The organism is Ensifer soli, from assembly GCF_041928815.1.
GTDB lineage: Bacteria > Pseudomonadota > Alphaproteobacteria > Rhizobiales > Rhizobiaceae > JBHFEI01.
Window position 1 is genome coordinate 1 of record NZ_JBHFEI010000016.1, and the last position, 18,817, is coordinate 18,817.

21 protein-coding genes and 1 tRNA gene are annotated in these 18,817 nt (G+C 66.9%); 13 read left to right on the forward strand and 9 right to left on the reverse strand.

All coding sequences use genetic code 11. The features are described from left to right. Window positions 1-348: ATP-binding protein (locus ACEVQ6_RS19560; RefSeq protein ID WP_374890735.1), on the forward strand; the 348-nt coding region annotated here is incomplete at its 5' end. Between the two features lie 354 nt (window positions 349-702). Here ACEVQ6_RS19560 and ACEVQ6_RS19565 read toward each other — a convergent pair. Both ACEVQ6_RS19565 and ACEVQ6_RS19570 read right to left on the reverse strand, forming a co-directional pair. Beyond that, window positions 703-787 (reverse strand) — tRNA-Leu (locus ACEVQ6_RS19565). Between the two features lie 92 nt (window positions 788-879). Then, the gene (locus ACEVQ6_RS19570) at window positions 880-2,343 is read right to left on the reverse strand and encodes a phosphomannomutase (protein ID WP_374890820.1); all 1,464 of its coding nucleotides are present in this window, start codon (window positions 2,341-2,343) and stop codon (window positions 880-882) included. Between the two features lie 190 nt (window positions 2,344-2,533). Here ACEVQ6_RS19570 and ACEVQ6_RS19575 point away from each other — a divergent pair, with 190 nt between their 5' ends. Next, window positions 2,534-2,905 carry a BA14K family protein gene (locus tag ACEVQ6_RS19575; protein ID WP_374890736.1) on the forward strand — a complete coding sequence of 124 codons (372 nt, stop codon included), beginning with the start codon at window positions 2,534-2,536 and terminating at the stop codon, window positions 2,903-2,905. 72 nt (window positions 2,906-2,977) lie between these two features. Here the strand turns inward: ACEVQ6_RS19575 and ACEVQ6_RS19580 are convergent, their stop codons facing one another. Beyond that, window positions 2,978-3,280 (reverse strand): SelT/SelW/SelH family protein, encoded by a 303-nt coding sequence (locus ACEVQ6_RS19580; RefSeq protein WP_374890737.1) that lies wholly within the window; start codon window positions 3,278-3,280, stop codon window positions 2,978-2,980. A gap of 202 nt (window positions 3,281-3,482) precedes the next feature. On the opposite strand from ACEVQ6_RS19580, the gene ACEVQ6_RS19585 reads away from it, so the two are divergent. Continuing rightward, window positions 3,483-3,932, forward strand: a complete 450-nt coding sequence (locus tag ACEVQ6_RS19585) for a DoxX family protein (RefSeq protein ID WP_374890738.1) — start codon at window positions 3,483-3,485, stop codon at window positions 3,930-3,932. A gap of 26 nt (window positions 3,933-3,958) precedes the next feature. On the opposite strand, the gene ACEVQ6_RS19590 is transcribed toward ACEVQ6_RS19585, so the two are convergent. Together ACEVQ6_RS19590 and lepA are read right to left on the reverse strand one after the other, a co-directional pair. Then, a complete protein-coding gene (locus tag ACEVQ6_RS19590) occupies window positions 3,959-4,132 on the reverse strand; it encodes a hypothetical protein (RefSeq protein ID WP_374890739.1) in 174 nt (57 codons plus the stop codon). Between the two features lie 122 nt (window positions 4,133-4,254). Beyond that, a complete protein-coding gene (gene lepA / locus ACEVQ6_RS19595; protein WP_374890740.1) occupies window positions 4,255-6,090 on the reverse strand; it encodes a translation elongation factor 4 in 1,836 nt (611 codons plus the stop codon). 121 nt (window positions 6,091-6,211) lie between these two features. Between lepA and ACEVQ6_RS19600 the strand changes: the two genes are divergently transcribed. The 3 genes from ACEVQ6_RS19600 to ACEVQ6_RS19610 all read left to right on the forward strand — a co-directional run bounded on the left by ACEVQ6_RS19600 (window position 6,212) and on the right by ACEVQ6_RS19610 (window position 8,252). Then, window positions 6,212-6,784, forward strand: a complete 573-nt coding sequence (locus tag ACEVQ6_RS19600) for a helix-turn-helix domain-containing protein (protein ID WP_374890741.1) — start codon at window positions 6,212-6,214, stop codon at window positions 6,782-6,784. A gap of 10 nt (window positions 6,785-6,794) precedes the next feature. Continuing rightward, window positions 6,795-7,328 carry a GNAT family N-acetyltransferase gene (locus ACEVQ6_RS19605; RefSeq protein ID WP_374890742.1) on the forward strand — a complete coding sequence of 178 codons (534 nt, stop codon included), beginning with the start codon at window positions 6,795-6,797 and terminating at the stop codon, window positions 7,326-7,328. Between the two features lie 258 nt (window positions 7,329-7,586). Beyond that, window positions 7,587-8,252, forward strand: coding sequence for an OmpA family protein (locus tag ACEVQ6_RS19610; protein ID WP_374890743.1), 666 nt, complete (start codon window positions 7,587-7,589; stop codon window positions 8,250-8,252). 78 nt (window positions 8,253-8,330) lie between these two features. Here the strand turns inward: ACEVQ6_RS19610 and ACEVQ6_RS19615 are convergent, their stop codons facing one another. Together ACEVQ6_RS19615 and epmA are read right to left on the reverse strand one after the other, a co-directional pair. Continuing rightward, window positions 8,331-9,374 carry a lysine-2,3-aminomutase-like protein gene (locus ACEVQ6_RS19615; protein ID WP_374890744.1) on the reverse strand — a complete coding sequence of 348 codons (1,044 nt, stop codon included), beginning with the start codon at window positions 9,372-9,374 and terminating at the stop codon, window positions 8,331-8,333. Beyond that, complete coding sequence (epmA, locus tag ACEVQ6_RS19620; protein WP_374890745.1) at window positions 9,371-10,426, reverse strand: EF-P lysine aminoacylase EpmA; 1,056 nt, start codon at window positions 10,424-10,426, stop codon at window positions 9,371-9,373. Before epmA ends, ACEVQ6_RS19615 begins: the two co-directional genes overlap by 4 nt. Window positions 10,427-10,586: 160 nt before the next feature. On the opposite strand from epmA, the gene efp reads away from it, so the two are divergent. Beyond that, window positions 10,587-11,156, forward strand: coding sequence for an elongation factor P (gene efp / locus ACEVQ6_RS19625; RefSeq protein ID WP_374890746.1), 570 nt, complete (start codon window positions 10,587-10,589; stop codon window positions 11,154-11,156). A gap of 104 nt (window positions 11,157-11,260) precedes the next feature. Further along, entirely contained in the window at window positions 11,261-12,532 is a 1,272-nt protein-coding gene (locus tag ACEVQ6_RS19630) for a class I SAM-dependent methyltransferase (protein ID WP_374890747.1), read from the forward strand. 21 nt (window positions 12,533-12,553) lie between these two features. On the opposite strand, the gene ACEVQ6_RS19635 is transcribed toward ACEVQ6_RS19630, so the two are convergent. Both ACEVQ6_RS19635 and ACEVQ6_RS19640 read right to left on the reverse strand, forming a co-directional pair. Continuing rightward, window positions 12,554-14,041: a glycosyltransferase family 39 protein gene (locus ACEVQ6_RS19635; RefSeq protein WP_374890748.1), complete on the reverse strand. Its 1,488-nt coding sequence runs from the start codon at window positions 14,039-14,041 to the stop codon at window positions 12,554-12,556. Window positions 14,042-14,043: 2 nt separating this feature from the next. Further along, window positions 14,044-15,069: a glycosyltransferase family 2 protein gene (locus ACEVQ6_RS19640; protein WP_374890749.1), complete on the reverse strand. Its 1,026-nt coding sequence runs from the start codon at window positions 15,067-15,069 to the stop codon at window positions 14,044-14,046. Window positions 15,070-15,193: 124 nt separating this feature from the next. On the opposite strand from ACEVQ6_RS19640, the gene ACEVQ6_RS19645 reads away from it, so the two are divergent. From ACEVQ6_RS19645 to ACEVQ6_RS19665, 5 genes are all read left to right on the forward strand, one after another. Further along, on the forward strand, window positions 15,194-16,117 hold the full coding sequence (locus tag ACEVQ6_RS19645; RefSeq protein WP_374890750.1) for a lysylphosphatidylglycerol synthase domain-containing protein: 924 nt from the start codon (window positions 15,194-15,196) through the stop codon (window positions 16,115-16,117). Window positions 16,118-16,279: 162 nt separating this feature from the next. Next, window positions 16,280-16,483: a 50S ribosomal protein L35 gene (gene rpmI, locus ACEVQ6_RS19650; RefSeq protein WP_374890751.1), complete on the forward strand. Its 204-nt coding sequence runs from the start codon at window positions 16,280-16,282 to the stop codon at window positions 16,481-16,483. A gap of 37 nt (window positions 16,484-16,520) precedes the next feature. Further along, window positions 16,521-16,925, forward strand: a complete 405-nt coding sequence (gene rplT, locus ACEVQ6_RS19655; RefSeq protein ID WP_374890752.1) for a 50S ribosomal protein L20 — start codon at window positions 16,521-16,523, stop codon at window positions 16,923-16,925. A 138-nt stretch (window positions 16,926-17,063) separates the two neighbouring features. Next, complete coding sequence (gene pheS, locus ACEVQ6_RS19660; protein WP_374890753.1) at window positions 17,064-18,149, forward strand: phenylalanine--tRNA ligase subunit alpha; 1,086 nt, start codon at window positions 17,064-17,066, stop codon at window positions 18,147-18,149. Further along, complete coding sequence (locus ACEVQ6_RS19665) at window positions 18,146-18,814, forward strand: 3'-5' exoribonuclease domain-containing protein (RefSeq protein ID WP_374890754.1); 669 nt, start codon at window positions 18,146-18,148, stop codon at window positions 18,812-18,814. The genes pheS and ACEVQ6_RS19665 overlap by 4 nt, the downstream gene beginning before the upstream one ends. Window positions 18,815-18,817: the final 3 nt, after the last annotated feature.

An 18,817-nucleotide genomic window follows, 5' to 3' on the forward strand; every position in this document is an offset into this window, starting at 1 on the left:
AAGGCAAAAGGCAAGGCAGGCCAGATTGCCGAGACGCTGGTCCGTCTCGATCTGCTAATTCTCGATGAGCTTGGATACCTTCCGTTCAGCGCCTCAGGCGGAGCGCTGCTCTTCCACCTGCTCAGCAAGCTTTACGAGCGCACCAGCGTCGTTATCACCACTAACCTCAGCTTTAGCGAATGGGCCACGGTCTTCGGCGACGCCAAGATGACGACAGCTCTCCTCGACCGCTTGACCCACCGTTGCCATATCCTGAAAACCGGTAACGACAGCTTCCGTTTCAAGGCCAGCTCGGCCGCAGCGGCACAGAAAAGAGGAGAAAAGCCCAGCCCACTGACCAAAGCCTGACCAGAAAACCATACTTAGAGGTGGCTCAATGCTCGGTGGAAAAACCGGCTCAGTTCCGCGTGCAAACCAACACAAAATCTCGGAATTGGAGCGCAGCAAGATCGTGCTTGCCGAAAAGCTTGGCCATCAGGCCAAGCCGAAAGGGAAATTCGAGGACCAGCTAGAACCGGCCCTGACATTCCTCACAAACCCTTGGAAACTCTGGAAAACCGGCAATATTGCACTGAGGCGTACGGTGCTCAAACTGGCCTTCGCAGACCGCATCGAATACTGCCGGAAAAGCGGTCCTAGAACACCGAAAATTGCCATGCCGTTTAAGGCTTTAACGGGTCAAATAGACCTTAAAAATGGAAATGGTGCCCAGAAGAGGACTCGAACCTCCACGCCTCTCGGCACAGGTACCTGAAACCTGCGCGTCTACCAATTCCGCCATCTGGGCGCGGACAGGCATGTAGAAGGCCTGCGGGAAGGTGTCAACAAGGATTTTGAAGAAATGTCACATCGGGCCGGCGATTTTTGGGATGCCTTGTGTCAAACAGCTGATTTAAAACCAGTTTCCGTCGTCGCGGTCAGGCTCGCCGCTTCCCAGGCTCGGATGCGCGCGAAGGCTGAGGCGAGCAGGTCGGCGGCCTCCTCCGGCGTGCCGGCCTCGACATAGCAGCGCATCTCCGGCGCATTGCCCGAGGGGCGGAAATGCACGATGCGCCCGTCCTCGAGCCGGATGCGCAGCCCGTCCAGCGTATCGACGCCGGCGGGAACGCCGATGCCTTCCAGGAAGCCCGCGACCGCCTCGGGCCCGCGCGACAGCGCGCGCATCAGGGCGCTGCTGGTCTCGACGGGGAAATTCTCCAGCCGGTCGCTCAGCGCCACGGGCAGGCGATAGGTGCCGACGATGCGCGACAGCGGCTCGCCGACGAGGGCGCGCAGCGACAGGACCGCGAGCGCCGGCAGGACGCTGTCGCGTGTCGGCAGCGCCCGGATCACCGCGCCGTTCACCTCGAGGTCGGAGGCCGTCAGCAGGCCGCCATTCGCCTCGAAACCGATCACCCGCCGGTGGCCGGCGCGGACCGCCTCCGTCATCGCGGCGATGACATAGGGCGAGCCGACGCGCGTGCGCGTGACGGGCAGGCCCATGCAGCGGTCGATGCCCGAATTCGAGGTGACCGGCGTGGCGACGACGTCGGCATCGAGGAAGCGGGCGGCGACGAGGCCGAGGAGATCGCCGCGCAGCGGCTCGCCGGTCTCGTCGGCGACGAGCGGTCGGTCGCCGTCGCCATCGGCGGAGACGATCGCGTCGAGCCCGTGCTCGGCCGCCCAGCGCTTCAGCAGCGCCACCGTTTCCGCCGAGACCGCTTCCGTGTCGACCGGGATGAAACTGTCGGAGCGGCCGAGCGCGACGGTCTCTGCGCCGTAATGCCTGAGGATCTCGACGAAGAGGTCGCGCGCCACCGTGCTGTGCTGGTAGACGCCGATTTTCAGCCCCGCCAGCGCCGCCTGCGGAAGAAGAGCGCTGTTGCGGGCCGAGAACCGGCGCATCGCCTCCGTCTCCCGGTTCTCCCCGACGAATTCGACGGGTTCCGGCACCACGCCGCGGGCGAACATGTCGGCGGCGATCGCGCTGATCGCCTGCTCGTCGTCCTTGCCGATTTCGCCCGTCGGAAGATAGAACTTGATGCCGTTGCGGTCGGCGGGAATGTGGGAGCCGGTCACCATCAGCGCCGCCGCGCCCGTCTCGAGGCCGTAGAGCGCCAGTGCCGGCGTGGGCAGGGTGCCGCAGTCCACCGGCACCAGACCGGCATCCCTCAGCGCCGCCATCGCGATTGCCGCGATCCGGGGGCTCGACGGGCGAAAATCGCGCCCGACCAGCACCGTGTCGCCCGGCTTCACCTGGCCGGTGCCCAGTATGTAGCGGGCGAAGGCAAGCGCATAGACGGCGCTGTTGCCGCCGGCGAGGTCGACGGAGAGGCCTCTCAGGCCGCTTGTACCGAATTTCAGGCTCACCGGGCGTTCCTCTTGGCGCATGCGGCGGCCGGGATGGCCGCTCTTCTTGTTTTCACGAATAAAACAAATTGCCGCCGCGTTGTAGCGGATAGGCGCGTGTTGTGGAACACTTCCGCCTGCGGGTTCGGGAGGACGCGCTGCAGACAGCCTTTCGTCGCAAGAAACAGGATGAGGAGTGTAAGCCATGATCAAACTGTATCGCCTTGCCGCCGCCGCCATGCTCGGCATCGCCACCGTGCTGACCGGCATGCCCGGGGCGCAGGCCCTGCCCGCCATGGCCCCCGTCGCCGCCGGCCAGACCGACGTCGTCACCGTCTATCATCGCGGCCACCCGCACCGCCGCCATTACCGGCCCTATCATCATCACTACCGGCCCCACTACCGGCCGCGCGTCTATGTCGCGCCGCGCATCATCTACCGCGACCCCTCTGTGCGCCGGGGCTACGGCGCCCATGTCCGCTGGTGCCTCAACCGCTACCGGTCCTACGACCCGGCGACCAACCGCTATCTCGCCTATGCGGGCGTCTACCGCGCCTGCCGTTCTCCCTACCGCTAACACCGGGCATGCCGCTCCGTGAGTCCGGCGCGGCACGCCGTCTTGGCCAGGGGCGCGGCACGCCGCCCGGGCTCACGGAGCAGCGTCGCCGGCCGGCTTGCGGTCGGCATGGCCGAGATCGCGCCCCGGTTCGATGAGGTCGCGAATGCGCTGCTTCAGTTCCTTCGGGCCGGGAAAGCCGTTGTCCCTGCGTCGTTCCCAGACGAGCACCCCATCGACGCGGATCTCGAAGAGGCCGCCCGTCGCCGGCACGAGCGACACTTCCCCGAGCGCGTCGGCAAAGGTCGAGAGCAGTTCCTGCGCCATCCAGGCGGATCGCAGCAGCCAGTTGCACTGCGTGCAGTAGACGATGGTGACGCGCGGCTTTTCCGTCATGGCGTGGCTGTCCCGGCTGGCTGGATCGGGTGGAAGGGTGCCGGCAGGATAGGCGCCCCCGGCCGGGCCGGCAAGCCGGCGACGGCCCGCGCCGCCCTCACCGAAACGTCAGCCGCCGTGAAGGCCTTGTGCGCGTCCGGGCCTTGCCATGTCGTTGTCCTCGACGGCATCTGCTGCATTGCAACATGAAAGGATGCCGCCGATGACCGACTTCACCGACAACCGTCCCCGCCTTCTCCTGCCCGCGCTCGACCGCGTCTATGCCGGCCTCGGCGTAAGCGCGGAGACGCTGATGCGTGTCGTCGCCGGCGCGCTTTTCGCGGTGCACGGCTACGGCAAGATCCTCAATCCCTTCGGTGCCGTCGGCATGGTCGAGGGTCTCGGCTTCTATCCCGGCGTGTTCTGGTCGCCGCTGCTGGCGGCCACCGAATTCTTCGGCGGCATCCTGATCGCCATCGGCCTCTTCACCCGCCCGGCGGCATTCGCCGGCCTCATCGTGCTGCTGGTCACCGTCTATGTCCACGGCGTCGTGCGCGCGGAAGGGCTGATGGGCGCGGAGAAATCCATCCTCTGGTCGGCGATCTTCCTCTATTTCGCGGTTCGCGGATCGAACGGCCAGTCGGTCGACGCGCGGATCGGGCGGCAGTTCTGAGGAAGGCCCGCCCCCGGCACGCCGTCTCAGCGGCAGACGCGCACCTTGCGGATGACGAGGTTGCCGTAATCATCATAGGCGCGGATTTTCTTCGTGTAACAGGTCTGCCCGTAGGCGATGCAGCCGCCGGCCTCGGCGGTCGCGGCAAAGGAGGTGGCGGCGGTCAGCGCGACGAGGGCGGAGAGCAGGATACGGCGCATGGGGATCTCCCTGGAGCGGAACACGGGGGACGGCGTCCTGCCATCCGATGATCCGATCATGCCGGGAGAGGCCTGCCGGCGCTGTTCCCGCCGGAACAGGAAAGACGCCCGGGGCAGGCCTTTTATTCGTCGCCCATCTTCAGCGCGGCGATGAAGGCCTCCTGCGGGATCTCCACCTTGCCGAACTGGCGCATGCGCTTCTTGCCTTCCTTCTGCTTTTCCAGGAGCTTGCGCTTGCGGGTGGCGTCGCCGCCATAGCACTTCGCCGTCACGTCCTTACGCAGCGCCCGGACGGTTTCGCGGGCGATCACCTTGCCGCCGATCGCCGCCTGGATCGGGATCTGGAACATGTGCGGCGGGATCAGGTCCTTGAGTTTCTCGCACATGGTGCGGCCGCGCCGGTCGGCGGCGGAGCGGTGGACGAGCATGGAGAGCGCGTCGACCGGCTCGCCGTTGACGAGGATCGACAGCTTGACGAGGTCGCTCGGGCGATAGTCGGCGAGGTTGTAGTCGAAGGAGGCATAGCCCTTCGAGATCGATTTCAGCCGGTCGTAGAAGTCGAAGACGACCTCGTTCAGCGGCAGCTCGTAGGTGAGCATGGCGCGGTTGCCGACATAGGTGAGCTCGGTCTGGATGCCGCGCCGGTCCTGGCAGAGCTTCAGGATGCCGCCGAGATAGTCGTCCGGCGTCAGGACCGTCGCCTTGATCCAGGGTTCGCGGAACTCCTCGATCTTGACCACGTCCGGCATGTCGGCCGGATTGTGCAGTTCCTTCTCGGTGCCGTCGGTCATCGTCAGCTGGTAGACGACGGAGGGGGCGGTGGCGATCAGGTCGAGGTCGAACTCGCGCGACAGCCGCTCCTGGATGATTTCGAGATGCAGGAGGCCGAGGAAGCCGCAGCGGAAGCCGAAGCCGAGCGCGGCCGAGCTTTCCATCTCGAAGGAGAACGAGGCGTCGTTGAGGCGCAGCTTGCCCATCGCCGAGCGCAGTTCCTCGAAATCGGCGGCATCGACCGGGAAGAGGCCGCAGAAGACCACGGGCTGGGCCGGCTTGAAGCCCGGCAGCGCCTCCGCCGTCGGCTTGCGGTCGTCGGTGATCGTGTCGCCGACGCGGGTGTCGGCCACTTCCTTGATGGAGGCGGTGATGAAACCGATCTCGCCGGGGCCGAGACTGTCGACATTGACCATTTTCGGCGTCAGCACCCCGACGCGCTCGACGCCGTATTTCGCGCCCGTGCCCATCATGCGGATCGTCTGGCCCTTGGTCAGCACGCCCTCGATGATGCGCACCAGCACCATGACGCCGAGATAGGTGTCGTACCAGCTGTCGACCAGCAGCGCCTTTAAGGGCGCCGTCTCGCCGCCGGCGCTCTTCGGCGCCGGCAGGCGGTGGACGATTGCCTCCAGCACGTCGGGAATGCCGAGGCCGGTCTTGGCCGAGATCATCACCGCGTCGGAGGCGTCGATGCCGATCACCTCCTCGATCTGCGCCTTGATCCGCTCGGGCTCGGCGGCCGGAAGGTCGATCTTGTTGAGGACGGTGACGATCTCGTGGTTGTTGTCGATCGCCTGGTAGACATTCGCCAGCGTCTGCGCCTCGACGCCTTGCGAGGCGTCGACGACGAGCAGCGAGCCCTCGCAGGCCGACAGCGAGCGCGACACCTCGTAGGCGAAGTCGACATGGCCGGGCGTGTCGATCAGGTTCAGCACATAGGTGTCGCCGTCCTTCGCCTTGTAGTGCAGGCGCACGGTCTGCGCCTTGATGGTGATGCCGCGCTCCTTCTCGATGTCCATGCTGTCGAGCACCTGCTCGGACATCTCGCGCTCGGCAAGACCGCCGGTCAGCTGGATCAGCCGGTCGGCGAGCGTGGACTTGCCATGGTCGATATGGGCGACGATGGAGAAGTTGCGGATGTGCGACAGCGGCGTGCGGGAAGAATCTGAGCTCATGGCCCGCATATAGCAGCGACATGATGCGCCGCAAAGCCGGAATACCGGGCTTTTTAACGATTGCGCCGGCCGTTGAAAGCGGCTCTTCCGGACGCTTGACTCTCTTATAAGACCGATCAATTCTCTTATCATGGAAAATCGAACCGACATCGCCATCGGCGACCGCCTGCACCGCCTGCGCGTCGAGGCGGGACTGACACTCGACGGGCTGGCGGAAGGCTCGGGCGTCAGCCGCGCGATGATCTCGCGCATCGAGCGCGGCGAGGCGAGCCCGACGGCGCAATTGCTGGCGCGGCTCTGCACGGCGCTCGGCCAGTCGCTGTCGACCTTCTTCGCCGGGGAGACGCCCTCGGCGGAACGGCTGGCGCGCCGCGAGACCCAGCCCGAATGGCGCGATCCGGCCACCGGCTACCTGCGCCGCGCCGTCTCGCCGCCCGGCCTGCCGACGCCGGTCGACGTGGTCGAGGTGGAGTTTCCCGAAGGCGCCACCGTCGGTTTCCCGCCGGCGACGGCGGGCGCGCGGATGAGCCAGCATGTCTGGCTGCTGTCGGGGCGGCTCCTGATGACGGTCGGCACCGGCGCGCCGGTGGCGATGGCGCCCGGCGACTGCCTGTTCATGACATTCGCCGAGGGCCACATCTTCCACAATCCCGGCCCCGGCCCCGCCCGCTACGCCGTCATCCTCAATCGCAACCGGAGCTGAGCCCCCGTCCATGTCCATCGTCACCCTTCGCGTCCTTACCGGGACGGATGTCGACGCCGCCATCCCCGCGCTCGCGGCCATCCTTTCTGACTGCGTCGAGGGCGGCGCCTCGGTCGGCTTCATGGCGCCCTTCCCGCCTGAGGACGCGATCCCCTTCTGGCAGGGGGTCGCGGCGGCGGTGAAGGCGGACGCGGCCTGCGTCATCGTCGCCGAGCGCGAGGGCGAGATCGTCGGCACGGTGCAGCTCGGTCTCGCCATGCCGCCGAACCAGCCGCATCGCGCCGACGTGAAGAAGATGCTGGTGCATCGCAAGGCCCGGCGGACGGGCGTGGCGCGGCACCTGATGATGGCGCTGGAGGTCGAGGCGGCCCGGCGCGGACGCCGCGTGCTGGTGCTCGACACCGTCACCGGCAGCGTCGCCTACGGTCTTTACATCGACCTCGGCTGGCAGCGCGTCGGCGACGTTCCGGATTTTGCCCTGATGCCGGACGGCGCGCCCTGCAGCACGACGTTCTTCTACCGCCACCTGACGCCGCCCGCCTGATCGAGAAGGGTCTGTAATATGTGACGGCGAAACAGCTCCGGGTTCCCCACGGCGAAAACAGATCCATCCCCCGCAAGGGTGCAATCGGCGCGGAATCGGCGTCCCCTCAAAGACCGGCCGCCGTGTGCCGTCCTTGCGCCAGCCTGTCCGCTGTGCGCCTCCCCAATCTTCCGTGCTTCCATTTTCCTGCCGCAATCGGCAGACTATCTCCGCGCAAGGGGCAAATCAGCGTTTGAGAGCAAGGGGACGACAGCTTCCATGATGAAGAAAATCGTGCTGGTGACGGTTGCAGCCGCCACTCTTTCGGCATGCACCACCACCGATCCCTACACGGGCGAGCAGAAGATGTCGAACACCTCCGGCGGTGCGCTGATCGGCGCCGGCCTCGGTGCGGCCACCGGCCTGCTGATCGGCGGCAACGCCCGCGAGCGGCGCAACGGCGCCCTGATCGGCGCCGGCATCGGCGCGCTCGGCGGCGGCCTCATCGGCAACTACATGGACAGCCAGGAGGCCGAACTGCGCGCGCAGCTTCAGGGCACCGGCGTCTCCGTCACCCGCGCCGGCGACCGCATCATCCTCAACATGCCCTCGAACATCACCTTCGGCACCGACCAGGACCAGGTGATGCCGGGCTTCTACCCGACTCTGAACTCGGTGGCGATCGTGCTGCGCAAGTTCAACAAGACGCTGATCGACGTCGACGGGCACACCGATTCGACCGGAAGTGCGGCCCACAACCAGGCGCTCTCGGAGCGCCGCGCCGCCTCCGTCGCCAACTACCTCGCCTCGCAGGGCATCGACCAGCGCCGCATGTCGGCGATCGGCTACGGTCCCGAGCGGCCTGTCGCCTCCAATTCCACCGAAGCCGGCAAGGCGCAGAACCGCCGCGTCGAGATCTCGATCGCGCCGATCCGCGAAGGCTGATCGGCGGCCTGCGGCATCCTGAGAAAGGCCGGGCGGCGATGCCGCTCCGGCCTTTTCCATGCCGGTTTCAGGCCGGTTTCAGGCCGGCGGGTAGCGGTGCGCCGTGCCGTTGAAGTCGATGACGGTATGGCAGCCGCCGTCCCCGGCCGCGATCGTCGCCGCGGAAATCACCGTCTTGCCGTGGCCGCCGGGAATGTCCAGCACATAGGTCGGCTGGCAGAGGCCGGAAATGCGGCCGCGCAGCGCCGCCACCAGCGCCTGGCCCTCCTCGATCGTCAGGCGGAAATGGGCGGTGCCGGGCGCGAGGTCCGGATGGTGCAGGTAATAGGGCTTGATCCGCGCCTCGACGAAGGCGCGCATGAGGGCCGCCAGCGTTTCGACATCGTCGTTGACGCCCCTAAGCAGCACCGACTGGCTGACCATCACGATGCCGGCATCGACCAGCCGGGCGCAGGCGGCCCGCGCCTGCGCCGTCAGTTCGCGTGGATGGTTTGCATGCAGCGCCACATAGGTCGTCTTGCCGCTCGCGTGGAGCGCCTCGATGAGCGCCGCATCGATCCGTCCCGGCTCGACCACCGGCACGCGGCTGTGGAGACGGACGATCTTCACATGGTCGATTTCCGAGAGCCGGCTCAATGTCTCGCCGAGGCGCCGCGGCGACAGCACCAGCGGATCGCCCCCGGTCAGGATCACTTCCCAGATGTCCTTGTGTTCCGCGATATAGGCGATCGCCGCGTCGAGTTCGCCGGCGGTCAGCGTGCCGAGCCCCTGCGGCCCGACCATCTCGCGGCGGAAGCAGAAGCGGCAATAGACCGGACAGACATGCACGGCCTTCAGCAGAACCCGGTCGGGATAGCGGTGGACGATGCCCGTCACCGGGCTGTGCGCGGTATCGCCGATCGGATCGGCGCGCTCGGCCGGATCGACGGCAAGCTCGGCGGCGTCTGGGACGAACTGGCGGGCGATCGGGTCGCGTTCGTCGGACGGGTCGATCAGCGCGGCGACCGCCGGCGTCACGGCGACGGCATAGCGCTCGGCGACCGCCGCGAGCGCCGGCGCGGCGCCCGGTGCGACCAGCCCAGCCCCGACGAGGGCCGGCAGGGATTTCAGCGGCGCCGTCATCGGTGGTCGGTCCGGGCGACGGGCGCCCAGATCACCTGTTCGATGCGCGGCGCCCCGGTCGCCAGCATCACCAGGCGGTCGAAGCCGAGCGCGATGCCGCTCGCCTCCGGCATGATCGCAAGGGCAGAGAGAAAATCCTCGTCGAGCGGATAGGTCTCGCCATAGACGCGCGCCTTCTCCGCCATCTCCATCTCGAAGCGCCGGCGCTGCTCGGCGGCATCCGTCAGCTCGCCGAAGGCATTGGCGAGCTCGACGCCGCAGGCATAGAGTTCGAAGCGCTCGGCGACGCGGGGATCGTCGGCGGCCGGACGGGCGAGGGCTGCCTCGGCGATCGGATAGCGGTCGAGGATCGTCGCCCGCGCCTGGCCGAGCTGCGGTTCGATCCGCTCGACCAGCGCCCGGCTGAAGAGGTCGGACCAGGTGTCGTCGTCCGCCACCCGCAGGCCGGCCCGGCGCATCGCGGCGGCGAGCCCGTCGCGATCGGTGGCGCCGTCCGCGCGGACGGTCGCAAGCAGGTCGATGCCGGTGAAGCGGTCGAAGGCATCGGCGACGGCGAGCCGCTCCGGTTCGAGGAAGGGATCGGTCGAGCGGCCCCTGTAGGTCAGGTGCCGCGCGCCGGCGGTCTCGGCGGCGAGCGCCAGCATCGCGGCGGCGTCGCCCATCAGCGCCTCGTAGCCTTCGCCGGCGCGATACCATTCGAGCATGGTGAATTCGGGATGGTGCAGCGGCCCGCGCTCGCGGTTGCGGTAGACATGGGCGAAGGAGAACAGCCGCGCCTCTCCGGCGCAGACGAGCTTCTTCAGCGCGAATTCCGGCGAGGTGTGCAGGTAGAGCGCGGCCGTGCTGCCGTCCGCATTCATCGCCTCGGTGCGGAAGGCATGCAGATGCGCCTCGTTGCCGGGCGAGACCTGCAGCGTCGCGGGATCGGCCTCGATGAAATCGCGGTCCTCGAAGAAGCCGCGCAGCGCCGCCTGGATGCGGTTGCGCGCCATCAGGAACGGCCGGCGATCGGCATGGACGTCAGGCGTCCAGAAGGGGGATGGATCGGGCATCGGGCGGTCTCGCACACGCTTTCTTCGGGCGGCGGATGATGTCGGGCTGGAAATCCGGCCGGATATGGTTTAGGTGCGGCCTCACTTAAGTCTTTTTGCATCCGGACGCCAGCGTCGTCGGCTCAGGCGGCCGCGTCCGGCGCGCTTCACGAGGTTCTCCATGGTCAAGGTCATCGCTTCTTCCGTCCGCAAGGGCAACGTGCTCGACGTCGACGGCAAGCTCTACGTCGTGCTCACCGCGCAGAACTTCCATCCCGGCAAGGGCACGCCGGTGACGCAGGTCGACATGCGCCGCATCTCGGACGGCGTGAAGGTGTCGGAGCGCTACCGCACCACCGAGCAGGTCGAGCGCGCCTATGTCGAGGACCGCCCGCACAGCTTCCTCTACGAGGACGGCGAGGGCTTCCATTTCATGAATCCGGAAAGCTACGACCAGCTCGTCGTCACCGAGGACATCGTCGGGGACCTGAAGCCCTACCTCCAGGAAGGCATGACGGTGACGCTTTCCGTGCACGAGGGCAATGCGATCGCGATCGAACTGCCGGCGCGCATGACCTTCGAGGTCGTCGAGACCGAGCCGGTGACCAAGGGCCAGACGGCGTCGTCGTCCTACAAGCCCGCGGTGCTGTCGAACGGCGTGCGCACCGCCGTGCCGCCCCATATCGAGGTCGGCACCCGCATCGTCATCATGACCGAGGATGCGTCCTACGTCGAACGCGCCAAGGACTGAGGCCTCGCCACAATTCCGCCCGATAGGTTAAGTTTCGCCTCAGGCATTTTATAAATCCGGTGGTAGAATGGGCTCCGTGTGGGTCCATTCGTCACGGGGTTTGCATGTTTCTTTTGTCGCGTCTGATGCGGGCCTTCGTCCGCAAGGGTCACCTGACCATCATCGATGCCGCGGGCAGGCGGCATGTGTTCAGCGGCGAGCCCGGTCCGCGGGTGACGGTCCGCCTGCATGATCCGAAACTCCACTGGACGCTTGCGACCGATCCCGAAATGGCGGCGGGCGAGGCCTATATGGACGGCACGATCACCTTCGAGGAGGGGTCGGGCCTCAAGGACATGCTGGAGCTCTACGGCAGCAACGTCACCTATCTCGAGGCGCATCCGCTGCAGAAGGCGATCCTCTGGTTCCGCGGCCTGTTCAAGCGGCGCCAGCAGTCGAACCGCAAGGGCGAGGCCGAGCAGCACGTCGCCCACCACTACGACATCGGCAACGATTTCTACCGGCTCTTCCTCGACCGCAACATGCTCTATTCCTGCGCCTATTTCCGCGAGGCGGGAGAAACGCTGGAGGAGGCGCAGCGCAACAAGCTGCGGCTGATCGCGGCCAAGCTCGACCTGAAACCCGGCCAGCGCATCCTCGACATCGGCAGCGGCTGGGGCGACATGGCGCTCTATCTCGCCAGCATGGAGAATGTCGAGGTTGTCGGCGTGACGCTGTCGAGGGAGCAGCAGGCGCTGTCGACGGAACGCGCGCGGCAGGCGGGCCTTGCCGACCGCGTCCGCTTCGAGCTGAAGGACTACCGCGACGTCGAGGGGCCGTTCGACCGCATCGTCTCCGTCGGCATGTTCGAGCATGTCGGCGTCGGCCATTACGACGAGTTCTTCGCCAAGGTGAAATCGCTGTTGCCGGAGGACGGGCTGGCGCTCCTCCATTCGATCGGCCACATGACGCCGCCGACGGTGGCCAGCACATGGATCCACAAGTACATCTTTCCCGGAGGCTATACGCCGGCGCTCTCCGAGGTGTTCCCGCATGTCGAGAACAACGGGCTCTGGGTCACGGACCTCGAATTCCTGCGGCTGCATTACGCGACGACGCTCGCCCACTGGGAGGCGCGTTTCCGGGAGAACCGCGATACCGTCGTCGAGATGTATGACGAACGCTTCGCCCGCATGTGGGAGTTCTACCTGCTCGCCTGCGAGGCGATGTTCCGCTACGGCAGCCAGCTCGTCTTCCACATGCAGCTCGCCCGCTCCCGCGCCGCCGCCCCGATCGTGCGCGACTACGTCACCGATACGCAGCGGCTCTATCTCGAGCGCGAGCGCACCCTTGCGCCGGTGCCGGCGCCCGAGCCGGCGCTGGCCGCCATGCCGTGAGGAGACGCTGGCGGGCCCCGTCTATCGCGGCTGCGGCTCCACCCAGCGATAGCCGAAATGGTAGAGGTCGCCGGGCCGGCCATAGTGATAGGGGACGGCGATGCTGCCGACCGGCGGATCCTTCCCCGCGAGCCAGGGACGAAGCGCCTCGGGAAAGGGGGGTGCCGGATTGCCGCGCTGGCGCCAGACGATCAGCACCGGCCGGGCCGGGTCGGGCGCCTCGTCGGCGAGGAAGTGTTCGTAGCCCGGAATGACGACCGGCACGTCCGGGGCCTGGAGCCTGAGATTGCCCGCCATCTGCTGGTCGTCGGTGACGATCAGCGACGGCCGGCGCGGCTCGGTCGAAAGGATCGCCGCGATCGCCGGGCCGTAGGCGACGTTCATCTTTCCGTATGTCCCGAGGAGGCCCTGGACGGGCGGGCGCAGGGCGAGCGCGAGCGGCACGCCGACCATGACCACCGCGACGAGCCGGGCGAAACGGCGCGATCCGCCCTCGACGGGATCTGCGAGGAGCGCGAGCTTCAGGCTGAAATAGAGCGGCAGCAGGAAGAGATAGGGAACGAGCCAGCGGTCCTTGATGTTCGAGACGCCGCCGAACAGTACCATCATCGCGATGGCGGCGAGGATGACGAGGAACATCCGGCCGATCATCCGCGTCCAAGGATCCGAAAGTCTTAACGACCGGAGAAAGGACCGGCCGAAGCCGATCCAGAAGGCGGCGATCGTCGGCACCGAGAAGGCCACCACCGCCATCGCCAGCGACAGGAGCCCGCCCAGCGCCCGGCGGACGGGATCGTCGACGGCATTGCGTGTCATCTTGCCGATCGTCCGGCCGGTCGCGATATCGACATGGTCGGAGAACCACAGCGCATGCGGCGCGACGATCAGCAGCGCGACCACCACCGTCAGCAGGAAACGCGGATCGAAAAGCCTGCGCCGGAAGGCGGCATCGGGCAGGAGCGCGAGGCCGGCGGCAAGCGGCAGGAGGGCGAAATTATACTTGGAAAGCAGGCCGAGGCCGACGGCGATACCGGTCAGCGCATAGGTGAACGGGCGCGGATTTTTGAGCGTGGCGACGAGCGCGGCCATGAACAGCGCGGCGGCGAAGAGCACGGCGACGGTGTGCGTCAGGTCCCGCTGCGCCTCGAAGGCGATCTGCGGCAGCGTCAGCAGCCCGGCGACGGCGGTCATCACCAGCCTCTCGTCGCGCATGACGAGGCGGGCGGTCAGCGCCACCAGCCCGAAGCAGCAGAAGAGCATCGCATTCTTCAGCACGGAAAGCGCCAGCACCGTGTCGCCGAAAAGCTGGACGGCGCCGTATTGCAGCCAGTTGTAGAAGGGCGGCTGGCTGTCATAGCCGACCGCCAGCCACTGGGCGAGGAAGAGCTGCTGGCCCTCGTCCAGCTCCAGGCTGCCGGGAAGCCAGAGGCGCACGAGGACATGGACGGCGAAGTAGACGGCCAGCGCCAGCATCAGTGCGCCCGTTCCCCGCGTCAGCGGGCCTGTCACCCTCACGTCTCCCGCATGTGGCGCGTGCGGATGATGTAATTGGTGTCGTCGGTGCGCAGCCGTGCCAGCATTTCGGCGAGGATGCCGGTGGTGATCGTCTGGATCGAGGCGAGGAACAGCATGACGGCGACGATCAGCATCGGCCGCGTGCCGATCGCCTCGCCGAGGATGAACTTGACCCAGGCGAGGTGGAGGAACATCAGCGAGCTCAGGCCGCCGAAGGCGAGCCCGATCGAGCCGAAGAAATGGCCCGGCCGCTGGCGGAACCGCATGAAGAACAGGACCGACAGGAGGTCGAGGAAGACGCGGAAGGTGCGCAGGATCCCGTATTTCGATTCGCCGAACTGGCGGGGATGGTGCCTGACCACCATCTCGCCGATGCGCGAGGTCGGCACGACGCTTGCGACCCAGGCGGGGATGAAGCGGTGCATGCCGCCGAGGATGCGGATCTGCTTGATGATCGCTGCCCGGTATAGCTTGAGGCCGCAGCCATAGTCATGGATGTGCACGCCGGTGACGCGGCGGATCAGCCGGTTGGCGATCCAGGAGGGGATGAGTCGCAGCACCAGCCCGTCCTGCCGCGCCTTGCGCCAGCCGCAGAGCAGGTCGAGGTCGCGCTCCTCCAGGGTTCGGACCATCGCCGGAATGTCGTCGGGATCGTTCTGCAGGTCGCCGTCGAGCATGACGATGAGTTCGCCGCGCGCCGCGTCGATGCCGGCCTGGAGCGCCGCCGCCTTGCCGAAATTGCGCTGGAACTCGATGATGTGCAGGTCGAGCTCCGCCCGGGCGAATTCCCTGCGGAGATTGGTAAGCGTGCCGTCCGTCGAGCCGTCGTCGACGACGACGAGTTCCCAGCGCCGGCCGAAATCCTTGAGTGCGTCGCAGATCCGCTGGACGAGCGGCGCGATGCTTTCCTCCTCATTGCACACCGGCACGAGCACGGTGAGCGCCACCGCGCCGGCCGGGTCGCCATCGGGCTGCGGAGCGGAAGGGATTTGCGGCACGTCGGCACTCCGGCTGGTCTTCATGGGGCCTTCTGTTATAGCGAAGCCTTGAACATGGCAATCGGAGCGGCCGCGGCATGCAGGAGGAAACGGACGGGATCGTCGGAAGAGGATTGGCCGCCCCTGCGCGCGCAACCGGTCGCGGCCGATGAACCGGATCACCCTGCTGACCGTCGCCGTCGTCGTCCTCTATGCGCTCTTCATCGAATGGATGTTCGGCTGGGCGGCGATCCTTGCCGGCTGGAAGGCGGTCGGCCTGCCGGCGGTGATGGCGGCGCTTGCCCTTCTGGTTGCCACCTATGCCGTGCGCACCCACCGCATGCGCGACTATTTTCCGCGCGAGACCGCCGGCCGAGGCGTGAGGCTGTTCCGCGTCGTGCAGGTGCACAATCTCCTGAACATCATGCTGCCCTTCCGTGCCGGCGAGACCAGCTTTCCGGTGCTGATGCGGGCGGAATTCGGCATTCCGCTGGCGCGCGGCGCGGCGGCGCTCGTCGTGCTGAGGCTGCTCGACCTGCACGCGCTCGCCGCCGCCGCCGGCCTGGGCCTGGTGCTGGCCGCGCCGGATCCGAGCGCCGCCGGGGCGCTCTGGCTGGCCTTCCTCGTCCTGCCGCTCCTCCTCTTTCCGCTGCGCCGGCCGCTTCTTTCGAAGGCGCGTCGCCTTCTGCCGCAGCGCCTTTCGGGCATGGTCGCACATGTGGAGGCCGGCATTCCGCCCGATCTCGGCGCCTTCCTGCGGGCCTGGGCCCTGACGGTGGTCAACTGGGGCGTGAAGGTTCTGGTGCTGGCCTGGGTGCTCGGGCTGATGGGCGTCGCCCCCGTCGCCGCCACCTTCGGCGGCGCGCTCGGCGGGGAACTCTCCTCGGTTCTTCCCGTGCACGCGCCGGCCGGCGTCGGGACCTACCCGGCGGGAATCGCCGCCGGCGCCGCGGCCTTCGGCGGTGCCAGCATCAGCCTCGACACCCTCGGCCGGGCGAGCGTCAACACGCACCTGCTGATGGTCGTCTCGGCGCTGGCGGGCACCGGCCTTGCCCTGCTCCTCTCCGCATTCGAGGGCCGGCGGCCGGACTGACGCGAAGAGCGCCGGCATCGTCCGTCACCCCGTTGCGCTTTGGCGCGACTGCGGTTATAAGCGCGCGTCCGAACGGTCCGGCAGGGCATGCCGTGGCCGTTCTTTACGCTGGAGACGGTCTTCGTCTGGCTGTCTCGACATCAAGAACAATGGAGTAGCAAAATGCCCAAGATGAAGACGAAGTCGTCTGCCAAGAAGCGGTTCAAGATCACCGGAACCGGCAAGGTCCTGGCAGCCGCCGCCGGCAAGCGCCACGGCATGATCAAGCGGTCCAACAAGTTCATTCGCGACGCGCGCGGCACCATGGTGCTCGCCGAAGCCGACGGCAAGAAGGTCGTCAAGAACTACCTGCCCAACGGTCTCTGAGACCTTCCGGCGTTCTGGATTTTAAGGAGATCATACCATGGCACGTGTCAAGCGCGGTGTAACCGCCCATGCCAAGCACAAGAAGACGCTGAAGGCCGCCAAGGGTTTCTACGGCCGCCGCAAGAATACGATCCGCGCCGCCAAGGCGGCCGTCGATCGCTCCAAGCAGTTTGCCTACAAGGATCGCAAGATCAACAAGCGCAACTTCCGCGCCCTGTGGATCCAGCGCATCAATGCCGCCGTGCGCGAGCATGGCCTCACCTACGGCCGCTTCATCGACGGCCTGAACAAGGCCGGCATCGAGGTCGACCGCAAGGTCCTGTCCGACATGGCGATCCATGAGTCCGCCGCCTTTGGCGCGCTGGTCGCCGCCGCCAAGACGGCGCTGGAATACCTCAAGGACACCGGCACCCCGAACGAGTTTGAAGGCGCGGTCAGCTAAGCCAGCGCTTCCCGGCTCCGCATTTCGAGAATTGGGAAACCCGCGCTGGCAGGTCTGGCGCGGGTTTTTCATTGGCCGATTCCCATGGACGGCGGGACCCGCGAGGCCCGGCCGCCGCCCGCTTCCGACGAGATGAACATGTCCGAACTCGATACACTGAAATCCGCCCTCATCGCCGAGGTCGAGGCCGCCGCCGACGAGGCGGCGATCGAGGCGGTGCGCGTCGCGGCGCTCGGCAAGAAGGGGTCGATCTCCGAACTGCTGAAGACGCTCGGCACGATGACGCCGGAGGAACGCCAGACGCGGGGAGCGGCGATCAACGCGCTGAAGACCGAGGTCGGCGAAGCGATCGCAACGCGGAAAGCAGACCTGAAGGAGGCGGCCGTCGCCGCGCGGCTTGCCCGCGAGCGCGTCGACGTCAGTCTTCCGGTGCGCGCCTCGCCGGCCGAGCGCGGCCGCATCCACCCGATCAGCCAGATCGTCGACGAGATCACTGCCATCTTCGCCGACATGGGCTTCTCCATCGCGGAAGGCCCGGATATCGAGACCGACTACTACAATTTCACCGCGCTGAACTTTCCCGAGGGCCATCCGGCCCGCGAGATGCACGACACCTTCTTCCTAGCCCCGGACGACAAGGGCGAGCGCAAGGTGCTGCGCACCCACACCTCGCCGGTGCAGGTGCGCACGATGGAGTCGCAAAAGCCGCCGATCCGCATCATCATCCCCGGCAAGACCTACCGGCAGGATTCCGACGCCACCCATTCGCCGATGTTCCACCAGGTGGAAGGCCTCGTCGTCGACAGGACGGCGAACGTCGCCAACATGCGCTGGGTGCTGGAGGAGTTCTGCAAGGCCTTCTTCGAGGTGCCGGACGTCACCATGCGCTTCCGCCCGTCCTTCTTTCCCTTCACCGAGCCCTCCTTCGAGGTCGACATCCAGTGCGACCGATCCTCCGGCCCGATCGTCAAGTTCGGCGAGGGCACCGACTGGATGGAGATCCTCGGCTGCGGCATGGTCCATCCGAACGTGCTGCGCTCAGGCGGGCTCGATCCGGACGAATATCAGGGCTTTGCCTGGGGCATGGGCCTCGACCGCATCGCCATGCTGAAATACGGCATGCCGGACCTGCGCAACTTCTTCGATGCCGATGTCCGCTGGCTGAGCCATTACGGTTTTCGCCCGCTGGACATGCCGACGCTGTTCGGAGGCCTCAGCGCGTGAGCGCGTCCGCGCATTATTTCGTCACTGATGTCGAGTGCGACGGACCCGATCCGGCGCAGAACTCGATGCTGAGCTTCGCCACTGTCGTGGTGCGCGAGGACGGAACGTTGTGCGGCGAGTTCGAGGCGGTGCTGACGCCGCGCGCCGATCGCGCCGCGAACGCCCGGACGATGGAATGGTGGGCCAGCGAGCCGGAGGCTTGGAAGGCGGCGACGGAAAACCCCGAGCCGCCCGAGGCGGTGATGCCGCGCTTTGCCGGCTGGGTCGAGAGCTTTCCCGGCCGCCGTTGCTTCGCCGCCAAGCCCGTAGCCTTCGACGGTGCCTGGATCGACGCCTATCTGCGCGCCTATGCCGACAGCTTCGTCGTCGACATGCCGGTCTGGGGACGGTCGATCTTCACCGCGACGCCGCTCGACATCGGCAGCTATCTGATCGGCGTGCTCGGCCGCACCGATCCCTTTTATCGCGACCTGCCGGTGCCGGCCGAATGGTTCGGCGATCATCCGCACAGTCATCGCGCCATCGACGATGCGCGCGGCTATGCCTGCGTACTGGCGCGGCTTCTTGGTCTTGCCCGGCGAACGCCGCATCGCGACGACTTTTTCAGCAGACGTGCCGACAGGGGATCGCACGGCCTGCCGCAAACCCTGACGAAGGAAAGCTGAGCC